17 protein-coding genes are annotated in these 19321 nt (G+C 60.1%); 2 read left to right on the top strand and 15 right to left on the bottom strand.

The window, feature by feature from the left end; genetic code table 11:
* Positions 1–2: 2 nt before the first annotated feature.
* The 11 genes from AC1DM5_RS07405 to AC1DM5_RS07355 all read right to left on the bottom strand — a co-directional run bounded on the left by AC1DM5_RS07405 (position 3) and on the right by AC1DM5_RS07355 (position 12212).
* Positions 3–782, bottom strand: a complete 780-nt coding sequence (locus AC1DM5_RS07405) for an ABC transporter ATP-binding protein (RefSeq protein ID WP_477818605.1) — start codon at positions 780–782, stop codon at positions 3–5.
* 90 nt (positions 783–872) lie between these two features.
* Positions 873–3047, bottom strand: a complete 2175-nt coding sequence (locus tag AC1DM5_RS07400) for a TonB-dependent siderophore receptor (RefSeq protein ID WP_477818604.1) — start codon at positions 3045–3047, stop codon at positions 873–875.
* Between the two features lie 162 nt (positions 3048–3209).
* Positions 3210–4094, bottom strand: coding sequence for a helix-turn-helix domain-containing protein (locus AC1DM5_RS07395; RefSeq protein ID WP_477818603.1), 885 nt, complete (start codon positions 4092–4094; stop codon positions 3210–3212).
* Positions 4095–4211: 117 nt separating this feature from the next.
* Positions 4212–4967, bottom strand: coding sequence for a fumarylacetoacetate hydrolase family protein (locus AC1DM5_RS07390; RefSeq protein ID WP_477818602.1), 756 nt, complete (start codon positions 4965–4967; stop codon positions 4212–4214).
* 78 nt (positions 4968–5045) lie between these two features.
* The gene (locus AC1DM5_RS07385; protein WP_477818601.1) at positions 5046–6413 is read right to left on the bottom strand and encodes an FGGY-family carbohydrate kinase; all 1368 of its coding nucleotides are present in this window, start codon (positions 6411–6413) and stop codon (positions 5046–5048) included.
* Positions 6410–6730: an L-rhamnose mutarotase gene (rhaM, locus tag AC1DM5_RS07380; protein WP_113321441.1), complete on the bottom strand. Its 321-nt coding sequence runs from the start codon at positions 6728–6730 to the stop codon at positions 6410–6412. The genes AC1DM5_RS07385 and rhaM overlap by 4 nt, the downstream gene beginning before the upstream one ends.
* Positions 6727–7752, bottom strand: a complete 1026-nt coding sequence (locus AC1DM5_RS07375) for an ABC transporter permease (protein WP_477818600.1) — start codon at positions 7750–7752, stop codon at positions 6727–6729. Before AC1DM5_RS07375 ends, rhaM begins: the two co-directional genes overlap by 4 nt.
* Positions 7749–8738, bottom strand: coding sequence for an ABC transporter permease (locus tag AC1DM5_RS07370; RefSeq protein WP_477818599.1), 990 nt, complete (start codon positions 8736–8738; stop codon positions 7749–7751). Before AC1DM5_RS07370 ends, AC1DM5_RS07375 begins: the two co-directional genes overlap by 4 nt.
* 10 nt (positions 8739–8748) lie before the next feature.
* A complete protein-coding gene (locus AC1DM5_RS07365) occupies positions 8749–10284 on the bottom strand; it encodes a sugar ABC transporter ATP-binding protein (protein ID WP_477818598.1) in 1536 nt (511 codons plus the stop codon).
* 72 nt (positions 10285–10356) lie between these two features.
* Positions 10357–11352 carry a rhamnose ABC transporter substrate-binding protein gene (gene rhaS, locus AC1DM5_RS07360; RefSeq protein WP_007825786.1) on the bottom strand — a complete coding sequence of 332 codons (996 nt, stop codon included), beginning with the start codon at positions 11350–11352 and terminating at the stop codon, positions 10357–10359.
* 47 nt (positions 11353–11399) lie between these two features.
* Positions 11400–12212, bottom strand: a complete 813-nt coding sequence (locus AC1DM5_RS07355) for a DeoR/GlpR family DNA-binding transcription regulator (protein ID WP_477818597.1) — start codon at positions 12210–12212, stop codon at positions 11400–11402.
* A 209-nt stretch (positions 12213–12421) separates the two neighbouring features.
* Between AC1DM5_RS07355 and AC1DM5_RS07350 the strand changes: the two genes are divergently transcribed.
* Positions 12422–14518 carry a bifunctional rhamnulose-1-phosphate aldolase/short-chain dehydrogenase gene (locus AC1DM5_RS07350; protein ID WP_007825783.1) on the top strand — a complete coding sequence of 699 codons (2097 nt, stop codon included), beginning with the start codon at positions 12422–12424 and terminating at the stop codon, positions 14516–14518.
* 50 nt (positions 14519–14568) lie between these two features.
* On the top strand, positions 14569–15861 hold the full coding sequence (gene rhaI, locus AC1DM5_RS07345; protein WP_007825781.1) for an L-rhamnose catabolism isomerase: 1293 nt from the start codon (positions 14569–14571) through the stop codon (positions 15859–15861).
* A gap of 18 nt (positions 15862–15879) precedes the next feature.
* On the opposite strand, the gene AC1DM5_RS07340 is transcribed toward rhaI, so the two are convergent.
* The 4 genes from AC1DM5_RS07340 to AC1DM5_RS07325 form a co-directional block, all read right to left on the bottom strand.
* Positions 15880–16338, bottom strand: coding sequence for a carboxymuconolactone decarboxylase family protein (locus AC1DM5_RS07340; protein WP_477818596.1), 459 nt, complete (start codon positions 16336–16338; stop codon positions 15880–15882).
* A 130-nt stretch (positions 16339–16468) separates the two neighbouring features.
* Positions 16469–17737, bottom strand: coding sequence for a flavin monoamine oxidase family protein (locus tag AC1DM5_RS07335; protein WP_477818595.1), 1269 nt, complete (start codon positions 17735–17737; stop codon positions 16469–16471).
* Between the two features lie 46 nt (positions 17738–17783).
* Positions 17784–18473, bottom strand: a complete 690-nt coding sequence (locus AC1DM5_RS07330; protein WP_477818594.1) for a RibD family protein — start codon at positions 18471–18473, stop codon at positions 17784–17786.
* A gap of 32 nt (positions 18474–18505) precedes the next feature.
* Positions 18506–19168 carry an HAD family hydrolase gene (locus tag AC1DM5_RS07325; RefSeq protein WP_477818593.1) on the bottom strand — a complete coding sequence of 221 codons (663 nt, stop codon included), beginning with the start codon at positions 19166–19168 and terminating at the stop codon, positions 18506–18508.
* Positions 19169–19321 lie beyond the last annotated feature (153 nt).

The following is a 19321-nucleotide window of genomic DNA, read 5'->3' as shown; positions in this document are numbered from 1 at the left end:
GGCTACAACAGATAGCTGACCGGCTCGTTGCGAACCGGATGCGGGAAGACGCCCATGCCGACACCGAAGATCGACTGCAGTTTGTCGGCCTGCATGATCTCGGCCGGCGTGCCTTCGGCGGTGATCTTGCCGTGGTTGAGCGCAATGATTGTGTCGCAATAGCGCGCAGCAAGATTGATGTCGTGCAGCACGATGATGACTGTGAGCCCACGTTCGTGGCTGAGTTCCTGCACCAGCGAAAGCACGCTTGCCTGATGGGCGAGGTCTAGCGCTGACGTGGGTTCGTCGAGCAGCAGGCAGCGGGCGTTCTGGGCAAGCATCATCGCGATCCAGGCGCGCTGGCGCTCGCCGCCGGACATGCTGGCGACGAGGCGGTCGGCAAAATCCTCGAGCTCGGTGCGGACGATCGCTTCCTCGACCATCTCGCGATCGACAGCACTGAAGCGGCCGAGCGTGCCGTGCCAGGGAAAACGGCCGAGCGCCACGAGTTCACGCACGGTCATGCCGTCGGTTGCCGGGGTGAATTGCGGCATATAAGCGACATGGCGGGCAAAGGCGCGGTTACCCCAGTCGGCGGCCGCCTTGCCGTCGAAGGAGATCGAACCGTTCTTCGGGTCAATCTGCCGGGCGATGGTCTTGAGGAGTGTGCTTTTGCCGGAACCGTTGGGGCCGACGAGGCCGTAGATGCGGCCGGCCTCGAGCGTCAGATCGATGCCGTTGAGGATAGTTCTGGCGCCGATGGCATAGTCTATTCCGGAAAGGCTCAGGAAGGACGTGGACACGAGGAAACTCCGGCTTTGCTGCAAACGTTCGGGAGGGCTGAGCCCTCCCTTTATCGCAGCTTCCTGAAAAACTAAACTCTATTTGTCAACTTACCATTTCTTGCTGAGCTTGAAAGTGACCGTGCGCGCATCGCCGTAACCGCAGACAGTCAGGCCGCCGCAGCTTTCGACATATTCCTTGTCGAAGAGATTGGCGACGTTGAGAGAGGCGCCCCAGTTTTCCTTCTCATAGCGGATCGCAGCGTCGACGAGAGTGGCAGCCGGCACTTTTTCGGTATTGGCTTCATCAGCCCAGGACTTTCCCTGATGGCGCACGCCTGCACCGAAGCTCAGGCCTTCCATGGCGCCTGTCGTGACCGTGTAGTCGACCCAGAGCGAGGCCGTCACCTTCGGCACGATATAGGGCGACTTCCCGACAAGAGCGGGATTGGCGTCGTTTTCGGTCACTTCCATGTCCGTATAGGCAAGCGAAGCGAGGACCTTCCAGTTGTTGGTGAGGTTGACCTTGCCTTCCAGTTCGGCACCGCGCGAAACGACTTCGCCAAGCTGGCTCTGGGCGAAGGTCGCCGGGTTGGTCACCGTATTGTTGCGCTTGGTGATGTGGAAGACCGAGGCCGTGAGCGTACCGTCGATGAAGGTCGGATCGTATTTGATGCCGCCTTCGAATTGCTGCCCTTCCTCCGGCTTCAGCGCACCGGATACGCCTGTGCCGATCAATGGATTGAAGAAGGTCGCAGCGCTGACATAGGGCGTCAGGCCGTTGTCGAATTCGTAGGCTAGGCCGACACGTCCGCTGACGGCACTGTCGTCGGAATTGTAGGTCGTTCCGACGATCGCATCGGAATCGGTGTCGACATAGTCGTAGCGGCCGTTGAGCGTCAGCAGCCAGCCGTCGCCGAAGTGGATCTGGTCCTGCCCATAAATACCGAGCTGCCTTTGCGTGACGACTTGGTCGATCTGTGTGCTGTTGGCGGGCTGCGGCAGGCCGTAGATCGGATCGGTGGCGCTGATCGGTGTTGCAGAGATCGGCCATGTCGGCCATTTCTGCAGATTATCGAGGTTGTAATATTTGTAATCGAGGCCGATGAGCATGCTGTGCGTGGCGCCACCAAATTCGGCTTCGCCTTCCAGCCGGTTGTCTATGCCGAAGGAATCGACGCCGGAACGGCCTTCGAAACCGATGCGGCCAAGCAGATAGTCTGGGCCAGTCGGCACGCCGCCAACCCAGCCGTTGAGGTATGGACCGATCTCATGCTTGTCGAGGCGGCCGTAACGCAGGTTCTGGGAGAACTTGATGCCGTTGTCGAACTCGTGCTCGAACTCGTAGCCGATCATCTTCTGGACATAGCTGCCGTCGTCGATGTCGGGTTCGCCATAGAAGGCATCGCGCGGGATCTTGCCGAAAGGTGCGTCCTTGACCGTGCCGACATAGGGGAAGAACCCGTTGCCGGTATGGACCTGATCGAGGCCGCCGAGATAGCCCCAGACCGTGAAGCGTGTCGCATCATCAGGCGCGATTTCCAGCTGCGGCATGATGAAACCACGGAAATCATGGGAGAAATCCGAATAATTATCACCGCCTGCAACCTTGCCCGTGATGCGGTAGGTCATGGTATCGCTGGAGCCGACCTTGTCGGAGATATCAAATCCCGTAAAGGCGTTGCCATTACTGTTGATGCCGATATCGGTGTAATAGAGTGGCTCATCGAGCGGGCGCTTGCGCACGAGATTGATGATGCCGCCCGGATTGGCGCCGCCATAGAGAACCGAGGCCGGGCCTTTCAGAACATCGACACGCTCCAGCATGAAGGGATCGATCTGGAAGCCGCCGAAGCCGTAGCTGAAGAGGGTGAGGTTGTCGAAGAAGACGCCGGTCTGCGTGGCGTTGAAGCCGCGGATGTAGAACCAGTCCGTATCGGGGTCGTTGCCATAGGGCTGGGCGATGACGCCAGGCGTATAGAGAAGTGCTTCATCGACCTTGTTGGTGATGCCGCGATCATCCATTTCCTGCTTGCCGATGACGGAGACCGACTGCGGGATTTCGTTGATCGGCGTATCGCTCTTGGAGCCGGCAGACGAATTCTTCGCGACATAACCTTTGACCGGAGCAGTGGCGCTATCGACGCCGCCCTGGATGACGATCGGCGCCAGTTGTGTCGGGCTGGCGTCCTGAGCAAGAGCGGAGGATGCCGCCATGATGCCGGTGACAGCCGTTCCTGCCAGTAGATATGCCCTGAAGGTGAGCCCCTTGGTCTGCGCTCGCATAGATTACCCCACTCGTGCCGCGGCTTTTCCTGCCGCGGTTTGGCCTTGAATAAGTCGAGTGTTTAACTCAAATTTAATCGGGCGGATTGTCGCGATCGGGTGGAAATTGAACGTTCTTGGGCAATTTTCCGCGCTGCACGTAAAAGCCCAGGCGTGTTGCAATTACGCAATCTGCGCCTTTTTCCAGTTCGCCGGCGTGGTTCCCAAATTCTTGCGGAAGACGCGGGTGAAATGGGCCTGATCGGCAAAGCCGGTTTCCACGGCTATGGTTGTCAAGGGGTATTCGCTGCGCACCAGCAGGTGTTTTGCACGGTCGAGGCGGACATTGGTCTGATATTGATGTGGCGCAACGCCAGTCGATGCCTTGAAGGCATGGCTGAAATGCGATTGTGACAGGCCGGTGACGGATGCCAATTCTTCCAGCCGGATATTGCGCAGGCAATTTTCCTCGATGAAATCGGTGGCGCGGCGCAATTGCCAGCCTGCAAGCTTGCTGCGTTTGCGCGGCTGCACCTTGGTGAGCTTCATCACATCGATGATGAGGGAGAGCGACAGGCCGTCGCCATAGAGATCATGTAGCGGCTGCGGATTGACGCATTCGGCGGCAATCAACTGGGCGAGCGACAACAGGCGCTCGTCGGAAAACAGCAGCTGGGCATTGGCGAGGCGCTGGGGATCGAGATCGTCGCCAAGCCTTCGGCTGATGGTCTCGACATCGAAATGGATGTCGAGATGGCGCAGGGAATGCACATCCACCAGATCGGCCCAGACCTCCATATCAGCCGGCACATAGGAGATCGGCCGCTTTTCGGTGTCCTGCACCGTGCCGTGGGCGCGCGGCGAGAGCTTTACCCGCGAATTGCCCGGCCCGCGCTTTTCAAGGAGGATGAAAAGCCGCGGGTCGCGCGATACGTAATATCCACCGGAATGGGGAGCGCAGTCCACATCCCAGACATCGGCCACGATGCCATTCCAAACCCGGCGATTGACGCCCTTGGTGACGGAAAAGCCGTGAATTCTGTTTTGCATGCGCGGTTGAAACGTCATTTCCACTTCCGCCTCCGGCCTGACGGCCGAAATAAACCTTCGTAATAAACTCAAGTTTAATACAGGAGGCGAAGTGGGATGACAATCACCCAGTTTATGTGGGCAGAAATGCCGGTATCAGGCGACGGAGAAGGTCAATCTTGCGCTGTCGCCGAAGCGGATGTCGATCTCGCCGGGTTCGGTGAGTTCGACGGCGCCACTGAGCGTGCCAGTCGTGATGAGCGCGCCGGATTTCAGGGAATCTTCCGGGCGCAGCGGGTCGTTGGTATAGTCGACCAGCCAGGTCACGACGTCGCCCTTCGGATGCTTGGCAAGACCATCATAGATCGTCTTGCTGCCCTGGGTGACCTTCAGCGGCGTGCTTGCGGCCGTATCGATGAAGCTCTTTGCAATGGAGGGGCCGAGCACATAGCCGCTATTGCCGAGACGATCCGCGAGGAAGAGGAGGAAGGAGACAGCACCGCTTTCCTTGACCGCGCTGACCAGCAGTTCGGCGCCGAGATAGGCGGTGGAAATCGCCTCCAGCACTTCAGCGCGGCTGTAGGGCGCGCCGTTGCGGTAGGGAAGATCCTTGCCAAGGCGTACGGCAATTTCGGTTTCGAATTTCAGACCCGGATACCAGGCAATAGTCGCGCCAGACACCGCTTCGGCATAGGGATGGAGAGGTGCGGTGACCGGCTGGCCCTCGGGCGAGGCTGTGACCTTCCAGGCGTTGCTGCTGACCCCTTCTTCAGCCTTCAGGGCATTTTGGGTTTCCATCGCCTGGTTCAGATCAGCCGGCAGCGAAAAGGCGCTCGTCGGCTCCTGCTTTGCGGCCTGGCGCAGGCCGTGGAGTTTGGCGGCCAGTGCGCGCGGGTCGAATGATTCAGTCATGCTGTTTCCTCCATCAAATCGAGAGGTGCCACACTAGCGGCGCAGCCGACATGAACAAGGCCAGTCTTGGAAACACTGTTATTCCATCGCGGCGTACCAGCGCTCCCGATAGGCTGAGAGGCCCGGAATTGCCTGGGGTGAGAAGTGTTTTTCCACGCCGGATACCGGCTTGATGCCGGTAAGCAGAGCCGCCCCTTGGCTGGTGCCGGTCGATCCAGGCAGCGCCATCGTATCGCGGCCGGTGATTGCAGCGATCAGCGACAGATAGGTCTCGTTCAATGCGAAAGGGCCTTCGACGATGATTGGACCCTTGGCGCCAATCAGCCCCAGGCAGGCCTCCGTCATTAATGCGAGATAGAGGCAGACGGCGGCACAGCGCTCCTGCCGGCTCGCTCCGTCCGCGTTGATCCAACGGCTGACCTTGCCCGGAAAGGGACCGGAGCCCGGTGCCACATTCGGCAGCAGCATGATGCCTTTCGCCGCGACATCGGCGATGGCGGCTTTTGCCTCGGCATCGCCGACCTGACCGATCTCGGCCGAGAGAACTTCGAATTCTCGACCGCCCATGAAGCGGGAGGAGGGTACGGCGCGGCCATAGGCATCGACATTGGCGAGCGCATCGCGCTTGGCGTCGAGATGGTCCAGATCACCGCCGACACCGAAATTGATGACCCAGGTGCCGGTCGAGACCACGGCAAAAGGCGCCTCGCGGCCGACGAGATGCGGCAGGAGCGACGCATTTGAATCATGAATGCCGCAATAGACGGGCACGGAAAGACCTATTTCAGCGGCGATATCGGGCAGAACGGGGCCAAGTGCGTCGAAGGCCGAATGGATCGGCGCCATCCGGTCGCGAATGGCAAGCCTATCGACCAGCGAGGAGTATGCGCCTGTCTTCGGGTTCCAGAGGTCCGTATGACAGCCGAGCGAGGTTGCCTCGTTCGCAGCGACACCAGTCAGCCGCGCCGACCAATATTGTGCATAGGTGAGGATGGTGGCGACCTTGGCGAATTCTTCGGCAAAAGCCGTCTTCTGGTAGTGAAGCTGCGCGCCGATATTCAGGCCCGTCGAGAGACGGGGCGAGAAGGTCTCGGTAAAAGATGGCCGCAGCGCATCATAGGCGTTACGGATCTCCGGCGGATATTCATGCTCATAGTCGATGACGGGCATCGCCAGCTTGCCATCCGCGCCGAGCAAGGCAGCGGCCGCGCCGTGCGTGGTGATCGAGATCGCGTCGAAACTCGGCTCGCTGGCAAAGGCTTTCAGTGAAGCAAGCGCGAAGCTCCAGAGCGCTTCGATATCATAATGCGGATAGAGGCCGTCGCGGATGATCGTATTCGGCTGTTTGCGGACGGCGATTTCGGCGCCCGTCGCGCTGTCGAGAACGACGACCTTGGCGTTTGTCTTGCCGATATCGAGAACGGCGATGCGGCGATAAGAGCTCATGGCATATGGAAGACGGTCACGAGGTCGCTCTGGACGGGCGAATTGTCCGGATTGGATGCCATGATATCGGCCATATGCGCCCACCATTTCTTCATGACGGGATGGTCCGGCAGGCTTGCCATGGTGTGATCCTTCGGCCGGGTCAGCACGCCGAAAAGCGTATTGGTCTCGCGGTCGAGATGGATGGAATAATCGCTGGCGCCGGACTGGTGCAGCAGGTCGACCAGTTCCGGCCAGATCTCGTCATGCCGCTTCCTGTATTCGGCCTCCATGCCGGGATTGAGCTTCATCTTGAAGGCGTGTTTTTCCAGGGTCATTTGGCGCTCATGGCTTTGATGCGGCGGGCGATGATCGGGATCGCGATCGTGATGATCAGGAGCAGGCCGATGAAGATCGACATGACGATGCCGGGCACGTTCAACAGGCCAAGACCGAAAGTCACGAGACCCATGACGAAGGCGGCGATGACGACGCCGCCGATCGTACCGGAGCCGCCGAGAATCGAGATGCCGCCGAGCACGACCATGGTGACGACTTCGAGTTCCCACCCTTGCGCGATCGACGGGCGGGTCGAGCCGAGGCGCGAGGTCAGGCAGACCGCAGCGACACCGCTCATCACGCCGGTCAGCAGGAAGAGGATGAATTTCACGCGCTCGACCGGAATGCCGGAGAAGCGAGCCGCGAAATCATTGTTGCCGATCGTATAGACCTGCCGGCCGAAATTCGTGGCATGCAGCAGGATCGCGAAAAGGATCGCCAGCACGATGAACAGCACGAATTCGAAAGAAAAGACCCAGACGACGTAACCCTGGCCGAAATAGGCGAAATCCGCCGGGTATTTGCCATAGGCCTGATCGCCTAGCACGATGTAGGAAATGCCGCGGAACAGGCTCATCGTGCCGATGGTGACGACGATCGACGGCAGCTTCAGCACCGAGACCAGCACACCGTTGAAGATGCCGCAGAGAAGGCCAGTGCCGATGCCGATCAGCACGAGGCCCGGCGTGCCGACGCCAACCTGCGCCGCTGCACCCATGGCCGTGGAGGCAAGCGCGATGATGGCGGCAACCGACAGGTCGATTTCGCCTGCGATGACGAGCAGCGCCATGGCAAAGGCAATCATTGCCTTTTCGGTGAAGTTGAAAGTTGCGTCCGAGAGGTTCCAGGCATCGAGGAAATAGGGTGAGGCCACGGAATTGAAGATGAAGATCAAGACGGCGACGCCGAAGAGCAGCACTTCCCAGCTCGACATGACACGTTTGAAGGGCGTGCCGAGGCGGTCGGGGATGACGCGCTTTTCATGCTTTTGCGTTTCGAGGGGGGCGGAAACCATGCTCATGCTGCGACCTCCGCTGCTGCGCGATCACGCAGGATGATGCGGCCGCGATTACGCTCGCGCCTTGCATTGAAGACGACGGCGAGGATGATGACGGTTCCCGAGATCGCCATCTGGGTGAAGGGCGAAATGCCGATGACGGGCAGGGCGTTCTTGATGACGCCGAGGAACAGCGCACCGAGCACCGTACCGGCGACCGAGCCGACACCGCCGGCAATGGAAATGCCGCCGATCACGCAGGCCGCGACGCTGTCGAGTTCGAAACCGTTGGCGATATCGACATAGGCGACCGCATAGCGCGAGACCCAGAGATAGCTGGAAAGGCCGGCGAGCGCGCCCGAGAGTACGAAGGCGAGGAATTTCGTCTTGCCCGTGTCGATACCGGCGTAGACGGCAGCCGTCGGATTGCCGCCTGTCGCGTAGGCCGAGCGGCCAAATTGGCTATAGCGCAGCAGCATATACATGAGCGCCACGATGATGATCGCAACCCAGCTCAAGACCGGTAGGCCGAGGATCGGCGTGCGGGGAACGGAGAGGAAGATCGGCGTCATCTGATGCGCATTCACCCAGGCGCCACCCGAGAGCACGAAGGCCATGCCGCGATAGATGGTGAGCGTACCGAGGGTAACGACGATCGGCGGGATTTCGAGACGCCAGACGAGGAAACCGTTGATCGAACCGAGCGCTGCACCGATCACGATCGCTGCAAGAATGAGCACGATGAGCGGCAGGCCCGGAAAGGCGGCATTCATCATCGCGATCGCCATGCCGGTAAAGGCGAGGTTGGCTGCAACGGAAAGATCGATCGATTTCGTCAGGATGACGGTCATCTGGGCAAGCGCCAGGATGATGAGGATTGCCGTATCGTTGAAGATGCCGGCGAGGTTATCCGGTGTCGCGAAATCGGCTGCGCGCGTCGAGAAGACGGCGATCATCACCACGATGATGGCAAAGAGCAGGGTTTCGCGTTTTCTGATTAGTCTCATCATGCCCGTCACCTCATGCATTTCCGGTCGCCGCGCGCACCAGCGCTTCCGGCGAAAGCTGATCGCGTTCGAAGAGCCCGGCCAACAGCCCTTCTTTCATGACGAGCACGTGGTCCGACATGCCGATGATCTCAGGCAGTTCGGAGGAGATCATGATGATGGAAAGGCCTTCGGCCGCAAGCTCGCTGATGAAGCCGTGGACGGCAGCCTTCGAACCGATATCGATGCCCTTGGTCGGCTCGTCGAGAATGATGACCTTGGGCATGGTGGCCAGCCACTTGCCGATGACGACCTTCTGTTGGTTGCCGCCTGAGAGCGTACCAACAGGCACGGAAAGGGCTGCAGCACGCAGATCCAGGCGTTCGGCATATTTGCGGGCGAGCGCGAATTCTTCGGCCGCCTGCAGGAAGCCCTTGCGCGAGGTGCGCGTCAGCGACGGCAGCGTCATGTTCTGATAGATCGGCATCGGCAGCGCCAGGCCGTGACGGCCGCGCTCTTCTGGTACGTAGACGATGCCGGCGCGAATGGCGTCATGCGGGGAATTGATGGAAATCTCCCGGCCTTCGAGCGTCAATTTGCCGGAGAGCGGTTTGGTGATGCCGAAAAGCGATTGCGCCAGTTCCGAGCGGCCGGCGCCGATCAGTCCGTAGATGCCAAGGATCTCGCCCTTGCGCAGCGTCAGTGAAATATCGCGGAATTCGGTGCGGTGGCTGTATTTTTCGACTTCGAGCACTGCGCCGCCGATTGCGACATCGATCTTCGGGAACGCGTTTTCGACATCGCGGCCGACCATCATGCGAACGATTTCGTCCTGCGGCGTTTCCTTCAGCTTCCCGTGGCCGACGGCGCGGCCGTCGCGGAAGACGACGTAATTGTCGGCGATCTCGTAGAGCTCATCGAATTTGTGACTGATGAAGAGGATGGCCTTGCCGCTTGCCTTGAGACCCTCGACGATACGGAAAAGATCGTCGATCTCCTTGCGTGAAAGCGCAGCCGTCGGTTCGTCCATGATGACGATGCGGGCCTCGATCGACAAAGCGCGGGCGATCGCCACCAGGTGGCGCTGCGCAATCGAGAGGTCTTTCAGGCGGATCGTCGGATCAATATTGCTTTCGAGCGAGGTCAGCAGCGTTCTTGCGCGGCTGTTCATCTCGCTCCAGTCGATGGTGCGCCAGCGCGTGCGCGGCGCATGACCGAGGAAGATATTTTCGGCGACCGAAAGCTCGTCGAAAAGCACGGTTTCCTGGTGAATGGCGGTCACACCCGCATCGATAGCTGCCTGTGCTGTCGCAAAATGCACCGGCTTGCCGTCAACGATGATTTCGCCCTCATTCGGACGATAGATTCCGGTCAGGATCTTGACGAGTGTCGACTTGCCGGCGCCGTTTTCGCCGATCAGTGCCGTCACCTTGCCGGGATAGAGCGCGATGCTGACATTGTCGAGCGCCTTCACGCCCGGAAAGATTTGCGAGATGCCGCGCATTTCCAGAATGGCGGTTGCGTCATCGGGTTTTGGGTCCGAGACGGGGTGTTGAAGGGCAGGGGTCATCAGCAAGCTTACCACCATCGAAAGAGAAGCCCGGCGGCAGAGCCGCCGGGTGTCCGTTCATGATCTCTGAAATCAGAAGACCTTGGAGAACTGGTCGATGTTCGAGGCATTGTAAACAAAGGGGTCTGCCATAGCAGCTTCGCCATTGTCGCCAATCTTGATCTTGCCCATGCGGCCGGCTTCGATTTCGCTGCCCGGCTTGCCGTCGGCATCACCCTTTGCCAGGTGATAGGCGATCTGCGTTGCGGAGTAGCCAAGGTCGATCGGGTTCCAGATGGCGAATTCCTTGGTCGCGCCGGACTTGATCGCGCCAGCCATTTCAGACGGCAGGCCGAGGCCAGTCACGTAGACCTTGCCGACCAGACCCTTGTCTTCGACAACCTTGGAGGCTGCGAGAACGCCGACCGTCGTCGGAGCGACGATGACCTTGACGTTCGGGTTGGACTTCAGCAGGCCTTCGGCTTCACGATAGGACTTGTCCGAGAGGTCGTCGCCGTAGACGGTGGTGACGAGGTTGAGGCCCGGGAAGTCCTTGAGCTGCTTCTTCATCTGGTCGATCCAGATGTTCTGGTTCGTCGAGGTCGTCGTTGCCGACAGGATGGCGAAGTCACCCTTGCCGCCATCAAGATGATCCTTGGCGAGCGTCAGGCACATCTTGCCGATCAGTTCGTTCGACGACGGGTTGAGCTGCAGGATGCGGCCTTCAGGGGCAACGCCGGAGTCCCAGGAAATAACCTTGATACCGCGCTGGGTAGCCTTCTTCAGCGCAGGAACGACGGCATCCGGGTCATTTGCCGAGATCGCGATGGCGTCAACGCCCTGAGCAATCAGCGAGTTGATCACTTCGATCTGGCCTTCGGCCGTCGTGCTCGTCGGACCGGTGTAGATGACTTCCACGCCGCCGAGTTCCTTGGCCGCTTCCTGGGCGCCCTTGTTGGCGGCGTCGAAGAAGCCGTTACCGAGCGACTTTACGACCAGGCCTATCTTGATGTCCTTGGCGCTTGCGGCGCCAGCCATCATGGCGACGGCAAAAGCCACACCGATTGCAAGTGTCTTTGCAAGTTTCATGTCATGTCCTCCCACTAAGATTTAGACTTCCACACCTCGCCGACGCCTCATGCGACCGACGAGGAATCCTCCTTCACTGCCTGGGCCACCGGGCTCGCCACCACGAGCCGGATTCCGGCATTCTCGATCATGCGAGCCGCTTCCTCCGAGATGCCGTCATCGGTGATGACCACAGATACGCGGTCGAGCGGGCAAAGAATGAGGCTCGACCGGCGATTGAATTTGCTTGAATCGACCATGACGATGAGTTCATCGGCCTGGTGCATAAGTTTCTGCTCGCTCTGAATGATGAGGGCATCCGCTTCCATGATGCCGAGCGGGCCGACGCCCTGGGCGCCGATGAACATGCGCCGCGCATAGAAATTGCGGATCGCGTCATTGTCGAAGGGCGACAGGATCAGGCTCTGTTCGCGATAAATCGCGCCGCCCGGCACCGTCACCGTGTTCTTGGAGTGCTTCACCAGATGTTCGGCAATAGCGAAGGAATTGGTCATGACCTGCATGCGATGGCCGGCCATGTAATGCACCATCTGGAAGGTGGTCGTGCCGCCGTTGATGATAATCGCATCGCCCGCTTCACAGAGATCGACGGCCGCGCGTGCGATTGAGCGCTTTTTATCGATATTGACCGATTCTGATACTCGGAAGGGACGGCCCGCAAGATTTCCGAGCTGCGGGGGGTGCACGGCTTCCGCGCCGCCACGAACGCGCCGGATCTTGCCCTGCACGTGAAGAGCCGCAATGTCGCGCCTGATCGTCGCTTCAGAAGCGTCCGTCAGCTCGGAAATGTCCTGAATCGTAACGACGGACTTTTCCTGAACGGCGCTTAAGATAATGCGATGGCGTTCGCGTTCGTGCATTGGGCTCCTCCTCTTGTCATATTTATTTCGTATCCGTTAAAGCCTGTCAATCAGAAACGATCATAAATTTTCATACTGCGATGCAACATAATCGAATTTGATCGTTTTCGATTGACAAGCGCCATTTTGATGCGCGATACCGTGAGCGAAAGGGCGTCCTGATCGCGGCGCCCCACAGGCCTATACACAAGCCTATATGGGAGGATGACATGGCGGCAAAGGTTCGACTTCTCGAGAACCGGTGGGATGATGCTTATGCGGCGGGCCTCGATGAACCCGGCAAGCTTCTCTATCGCTCGAATCTCCTCGGCGCCGACAAGCGCATCACCAATTATGGTGGCGGCAATACCTCGGCCAAGGTCATGGAGACCGACCCGCTTGATGGTAGCAAGGTCAAGGTGCTCTGGGTCAAGGGCTCGGGCGGCGACGTCGGGACGATCAAGCTCGACGGGTTCGCGACCCTCTATCAGGATAAGCTGGAATCGCTGAAGGGCATCTACAAGGGTGTCGAGGACGAGGACCGCATGGTCGGCTTCCTGCCGCATTGCACCTTCAACCTGAATGCCCGCGCCGCCTCGATCGATACGCCGCTGCACGGCTTCGTGCCCTATACGCATGTCGACCACATGCATCCGGACGCCATCATCGCGATCGCCGCCTCCAAGAACTCCAGGGAATTGACCAAGCAGGTCTTCGGTGACGCGATCGGCTGGCTGCCCTGGCGCCGTCCGGGCTTCCAGCTCGGCCTCGATCTCGAAGCCTTCGTCAAGGCGAACCCTGACGCAAAGGGCGTCGTGCTCGAAAGCCACGGCCTCTTCACCTGGGACAACGATGCCAAGGCCTGCTACGAGCTGACGCTCGATATCATCAACAAGGCGATCGAATGGTTTGCCGGCCAGACTGAAGGCAAGACGATCTTCGGTGGCGCTGTCGTTGAAAGCCTGCCGGCGGCCGAACGCCGTGCCATCGCCGCCCGGCTGATGCCCGAAATTCGCGGCCGTATCGGCAAGCAGGAGCGCAAGCTCGGCCATTTCGACGATCAGGATGCGGTTCTGGAATTCGTCAATTCGAAAAATCTGCGCCCGCTCGGTGCGCTCGGCACCAGCTGCCCTGACCACTTCCTGCGCACCAAGATCCGCCCGCTGATCGTCGATCTCGATCCGGCAAAGCCCGATGTCGATGCGATCATCGCCGGCCTCGACAAGGCGCTTGAAGACTACCGCGCCGACTACGCCCGCTATTATAACGCCTGCAAGCATGACAACTCGCCTGCCATGCGTGACGCCAATCCGGTCATCTTCCTGGTGCCGGGCGTCGGCATGCTCTCCTTCGCCCGTGACAAGGCGACGGCGCGTATTGCCAGCGAATTCTACGTCAACGCCATCAACGTGATGCGCGGTTCCTCGACGGTCTCGGAATATCAGGGCCTGCCTGAGCAGGAAGCCTTCGACATCGAATATTGGCTGCTCGAAGAAGCCAAGCTGCAGCGCATGCCGAAGCCGAAGAGCCTGGCAGGCAAAGTTGCCTTCGTTACCGGTGGCGCCGGCGGCATCGGCCGCGCAACGGCCGCCCGTCTCGTCGGCGAGGGTGCCTGTGTGGTGCTTGCCGATATCGACCAGGAAGCACTTGAAAAAACCGAAGCCGAATTCGTGAAGAAGTACGGCGCCGATGCAGTGCGTACTTTGAAGCTCGACGTTACCAAGGAAGACGGCGTCATCGCCTCCTTCGCCGAATCCTGCATCGAATTCGGCGGCATCGATATCCTCGTTTCGAATGCCGGCATCGCTTCTTCGGCGCCGATCGAAACGACCGAATTGTCGACGTGGAACCGCAACATCGACATTCTGGCGACCGGCTATTTCCTCGTTTCGCGTGAGGCCTTCCGTCTGTTCCGCCGTCAGGCGCTGGGTGGCAATGTCGTCTTCATTGCATCGAAGAATGGTCTTGCCGCTTCGCCGAATGCGGCAGCCTATTGCACGGCAAAAGCTGCCGAAATCCATCTTGCCCGTTGCCTGGCGCTCGAAGGCGCAGAGGCGGGCATCCGCGTCAACACGGTCAATCCGGATGCCGTCCTTCGCGGCTCGAAGATCTGGAGCGGCGAGTGGCGTGAACAGCGCGCGGCCTCTTCGAAGATCGAAGTGGATGATCTGGAAGAACATTACCGCAAGCGTTCCATGTTGAAGCTCAACGTGTTCCCGGAAGACATCGCCGAAGCCGTCTACTTCCTGGCGTCGGATCTGTCGGCCAAGTCGACCGGCAATATCATCAATGTCGATGCCGGCAACGTTCAAAGCTTCACGCGCTGATAGCGAGCGGCGGGCACTGCCCGCCGCCGCAAAATCTCTGGGAGGAAGACATGGCTGAATTCAGGATTGCGCCGGATCTGGTCGCAACGGAAAATGACAAGCGCGCTGCTGCGCTGAAGGCTGACTACGAAGCGCTCGGCGCCACACTCGCCCGCCGCGGTGTCGAGATCGAGGCGATTACACGTAAGGTGTCCGAATTCACCGTCGCGGTCCCCTCCTGGGGTGTCGGCACCGGCGGTACGCGCTTTGCCCGCTTCCCGGGCACCGGCGAGCCGCGCGGTATCTTCGACAAGCTCGATGATTGCGCCGTGATCAACCAGCTGACGCAGGCAACGCCGACCGTTTCCCTGCATATTCCCTGGGACAAGACCGATGTGAAGGAGCTGAAGGCGAGGGGTAATGCGCTCGGCCTTAGCTTTGACGCAATGAACTCCAACACCTTCTCTGACGCGCCCGGCCAGAAGCTGACCTATAAATACGGTTCGCTCAGCCACACGGACGCGGCGACCCGTCAGCAGGCGATCGAGCATAATCTGGAATGCATCGAGATCGGCAAGGCGATCGGCTCCAAGGCGCTGACCGTCTGGATCGGTGACGGCTCCAACTTCCCCGGCCAGAGCAATTTCACCAAGGCCTTCGAGCGTTACCTTGCCTCGATGGCGGATATCTACAAGGCGCTGCCTGACGATTGGCGGCTCTTTTCCGAGCACAAGATGTACGAGCCGGCCTTCTATTCGACGGTCGTACAGGACTGGGGCAGCAACTATATGATCGCCCAGACGCTCGGTCCCAAGGCCTACTGCCTTGTCGACCTCGGCCACCATGCGCCGAACACTAATATCGAGATGATCGTCGCCCGGCTGATCCAGTTCGGCAAGCTCGGCGGCTTCCATTTCAACGATTCGAAGTATGGCGACGATGACCTTGACGCCGGTTCGATCGAGCCCTACCGCCTGTTCCTCGTCTTCAACGAGCTCGTGGATGCCGAAGCCCGTGGCGTCAACGATTTCCATCCGGCCCATATGATCGACCAGTCGCACAATGTGACAGATCCGATCGAAAGCCTGATCAACAGCGCCAACGAAATCCGTCGCGCCTACGCGCAGGCGCTGATCGTCGACCGCAAGGCGCTCGATGGCTACCAGCATGACAATGACGCGTTGATGGCGTCCGAAACGCTGAAGCGCGCCTATCGCGCCGATGTCGAGCCGATCCTGGCCGAAGCCCGTCGCCGCGCCGGCGGTGCGATCGACCCGATCGCCGCCTACCGCGCCAGCGGCTACCGCAAAAAAGTAGCCGCCGAGCGCCCCGCCTCCGTCTCCGGCGGCGGGGGTATCATCTGAATGAATGGAAGCCGTTGATCACGGCTTCCATTGGCCTGCAACTTGCCGGGTGGCGACGTTCAGCCGGTTCCAGACATTGATATTGGCAATTGCGATGACGAGGGCCGCAAGGCTCTTGCCGTCGTAGTGACGGGTGCATTCCTCCCAGACCTCATCCGGCACCGGATCGGCGCGGTCGCTGAGGCGGGTAACGTCCTCCGTCAGCGCCAGTGCTGCGCGTTCGGCATCGCTGTAGTAAGGGGCTTCGCGCCAGCCGGCGACGGCAAAGAGCCGCTCGTCGGTCTCACCGTGTTTGCGGGCAATGCGCCAATGGCCGTCGATGCAAACGCTGCAGCCGTTGATCTGGCTGGCGCGCAGATAGATGATCTCCAGGAATCCTGGCGCAAGCCCGGCCGTGGCCGGCAGTTTGCCAAGAGCATTCAGTGCCTGCATGGCTTCCGGGATGACGAGGGCTGGGTTTCCCATTCTCTCTTGCATGTTCAATCTCCTGATGACGTGTTCCGTTTGACGCAGCGCCGGCTGGTTGCCGGTTTTCGTTCGTCATAGGCTTGACGGATCAGGATCGGGGAGTGTGACCGAACGGCAAGAAAAATGCTTGCGGCCGGATCTAGCGGCGGTCGGCGCCCGAGGCTTTGACGCGAACCACTCGTGATACCATCGCCTCGTCGGCCGCGCGTTGCCCGCTCTGATAGGCGCCATGAGCCGTCGAAAAATCGGTCGTATGCGTTGCTTCACCAGCGAAGAAAACCCTGCCGTCAAAGGATTGGGCGAGTTGCAGGCGTGCGTTTGCGTGGCCGGGCAGGGCATGGCTGTAGCCGCCGCCGATGGAAAGCGTGCCCGCCCAGTTCGAAGCCGCAAGCGGCTTGAGATATTTCCGCGTGTCCGAGCCGAAGAGACCGGCAAGCTGGTTGATCGCTTGGTCGAAGGCGGCTTCGCGGCCCATCGTGAAAGCAGCCCGGGCGCCGGCTCCCCCGAGGAAACATTCGAGCACCGGCTGGCCGAAGGGTCGGATATAATAGGCGCCGGTCATACTGTCATGCGGATCGCCGAGCACATGGGTCTCGTCCTCGAAAGGACCGCCGTCAAGGACCTCGAAATAGAATTTTTCATTGTTGCCGAGCGGCAGAAGCGACGCTGCCTGCCGCCATGGATCGAGCGCGGACGGAAGCTTGATCGCACCACCCGCCAGAACATTCGAAGAGACGGTGAAGATGACAGCGCTCGTCCTAATCGTTCCGGCAGAGGTCTGCAGGACGATCTTGCGTTCGCCCAGGTCAAGGCCTTCCAGAGGCGTGCCGAGCCGCAACTCCACATGGCCTGGAAGCGCTGACGTAATCAGATGCCCGTAACCGTCAGCGACACGCCAGTTATTCTCGGTGGAGGCATCGTCATAGGCGACGTAATCCGTCACCGAAATGTGCTCGAGCTCGTCTCCCGAGATATAGCCGCTCAGCGCCTGCAAATAGGGCGTCCAGGGAGAGTTCGGGTTGAGCGCATCGGATGCCCGGTCGGACGCGGGAGGATTTTTGCGGATGTCTTCGTTCCAGAGCGCAAAGGCGTTTCGTGCTGCGACGCGATCCTTGCTGGAGAAGCCGAGCTCCTTGAATTGCTCGCCCCAGGCCGTGACGCGGCGGTCGACGACAAAACCCAGCTCAGCGGCGATCCTGGTCCAGGGATTGCGATCTGCCGAATGCAGCCATCCGCAGCCGAGATCGACCGGCCCGGCGCTCGTAGCACAGGTCCAGGCCCTTCCGCCGGCGCGCGGCAGTTGCTCGATGATCACGGTGGAATAACCGTGGCCGCCGAGGCGGCGTGCAGCTCCGATCCCGGCAGCTCCTGCGCCGACGATAACGATATCCGGATCAGAGGTGGTCATGGACGTGGATATAGCGCCTCGTATCTGCGGCTGTCCATCATCCCTGTCAGGCGTGGACCTTATATCGCAGGGCGACAGCGCCGTTGTCTTTCGTCTCGGCGGAGATCAGCGATAACTGCGTCTTGCCCGCCAGTCCGCCTTCGAAGGTGACAACAGGCTGGCCGCCGCTGGCGTCCAGGGCCGGCGCGACCAGCAGATAGAACTCATCGATCAGCCCGGCCGCAAAGAAGGCGCCGTTGATCGCAGCACCGCCTTCGAGCAGCAGTTTGCGGATGCCGAGTTCCTTGTTCAACGCGTCGAGCGCTGCGGGCAGATCGATCTCAACTGACGGCGAGACGATGTAGGAGATGCCATCGGCGGCGAGTTCCGCCAGATGCGCGTCCGGCACATTATTGCCGAGGATGACGACGATATGATCGCCATCGATGTCGGACTGCGTGAAATGCAGCTTGCCCGATGTGTCGAGGGCGATCGCATAGTTGTTTCCCTTGCGATCGGCAAAATGGTTTGGCCGTTCGACAGAGCTGGCAGATTGCGGTGGATGCGGCTCTCCCTTGGCCATTTCGGCCATGGTCACGCGCCCGACGATCCAGGCGTCGCCCTGCAGATCTTCATGTGCCTTCTGATAGAGAGCCGTCCATTCCCTGCGGCCGCCATCGGGGCTTTCCGTCCACTTGCTCGGATGAAGACCGCCGTCGAGCGACGACATCATCAGGCAGACGATTTCCGGTTTCATGGCAATTCCTTTCCGGCGGGTGCGGCCGGCAATCAGAACTTGATCGAAAGGTGGCCGCTGTCAGCAATGACAACGGTCGCGTCGGCATAATGTTCGATTTCGGGATAGCCCTGCAGCGAGTGCTTGTGGCCGGCCGCGGTGATGACCATGACGTCGGCTCCAGCTGCCAATCCCGCCTTCACGCCGGCTTCGACATCTTCAAAGACCAGGCATTCATGTGTCGCAAAGCCGAGCTTTTCGGCGCCGAGGATATAGCATTGCGGGTCGGGCTTGCCGATGGTCACGTCTTCCGCCGTCACGATAGCCTGCGGCATCGGCAGCCCGGCTGCCTCGAGCCGCCGCTCCGCAAGGCGACGCGGCGAAGAGGTGACGATGGTCCACCGGTTTGGAGGAAGCGACGCCAGGAAATCGGCGGCACCCGGCAGTGCGACGACGCCTTCGACATCTTGGATTTCCTCTTCGGTGATCTGTGCAGCTTCTGCTTCTGCATCGACGCCAGGAAGGTTCAGCCGCCGGATCGTGTCGATACCGCGCGATCCGTGCATGATCGGCAGGAATTTTTCCACATCCAGCCCGTGCCGCTCGGCCCAGCGTCCCCAGACGCGCTCTGCTGACGCTGTCGAGCTCAGGATCGTGCCATCCATGTCGAACAGGAAGGCGGCATATTGTTTTGAATTGTCAGATCGGAAGGACATTGGGAAACACCATAGGGAGGGACTTGCGCGCCATCAGCCAACGAAAAATGCGGCAGGTCAAGTCGCCAGTAAAATTTCGGGGGGCTTGATGCGATGCCGCTCCTGTCACATCGTCTCGCTTCCGTTCGTCATGGTCTTTGACGCAACAGGATG

It is taken from the genome of Rhizobium sp. 01T437, assembly GCF_056398505.1.
This window is presented reverse-complemented; position numbering and strand designations above follow the sequence as displayed.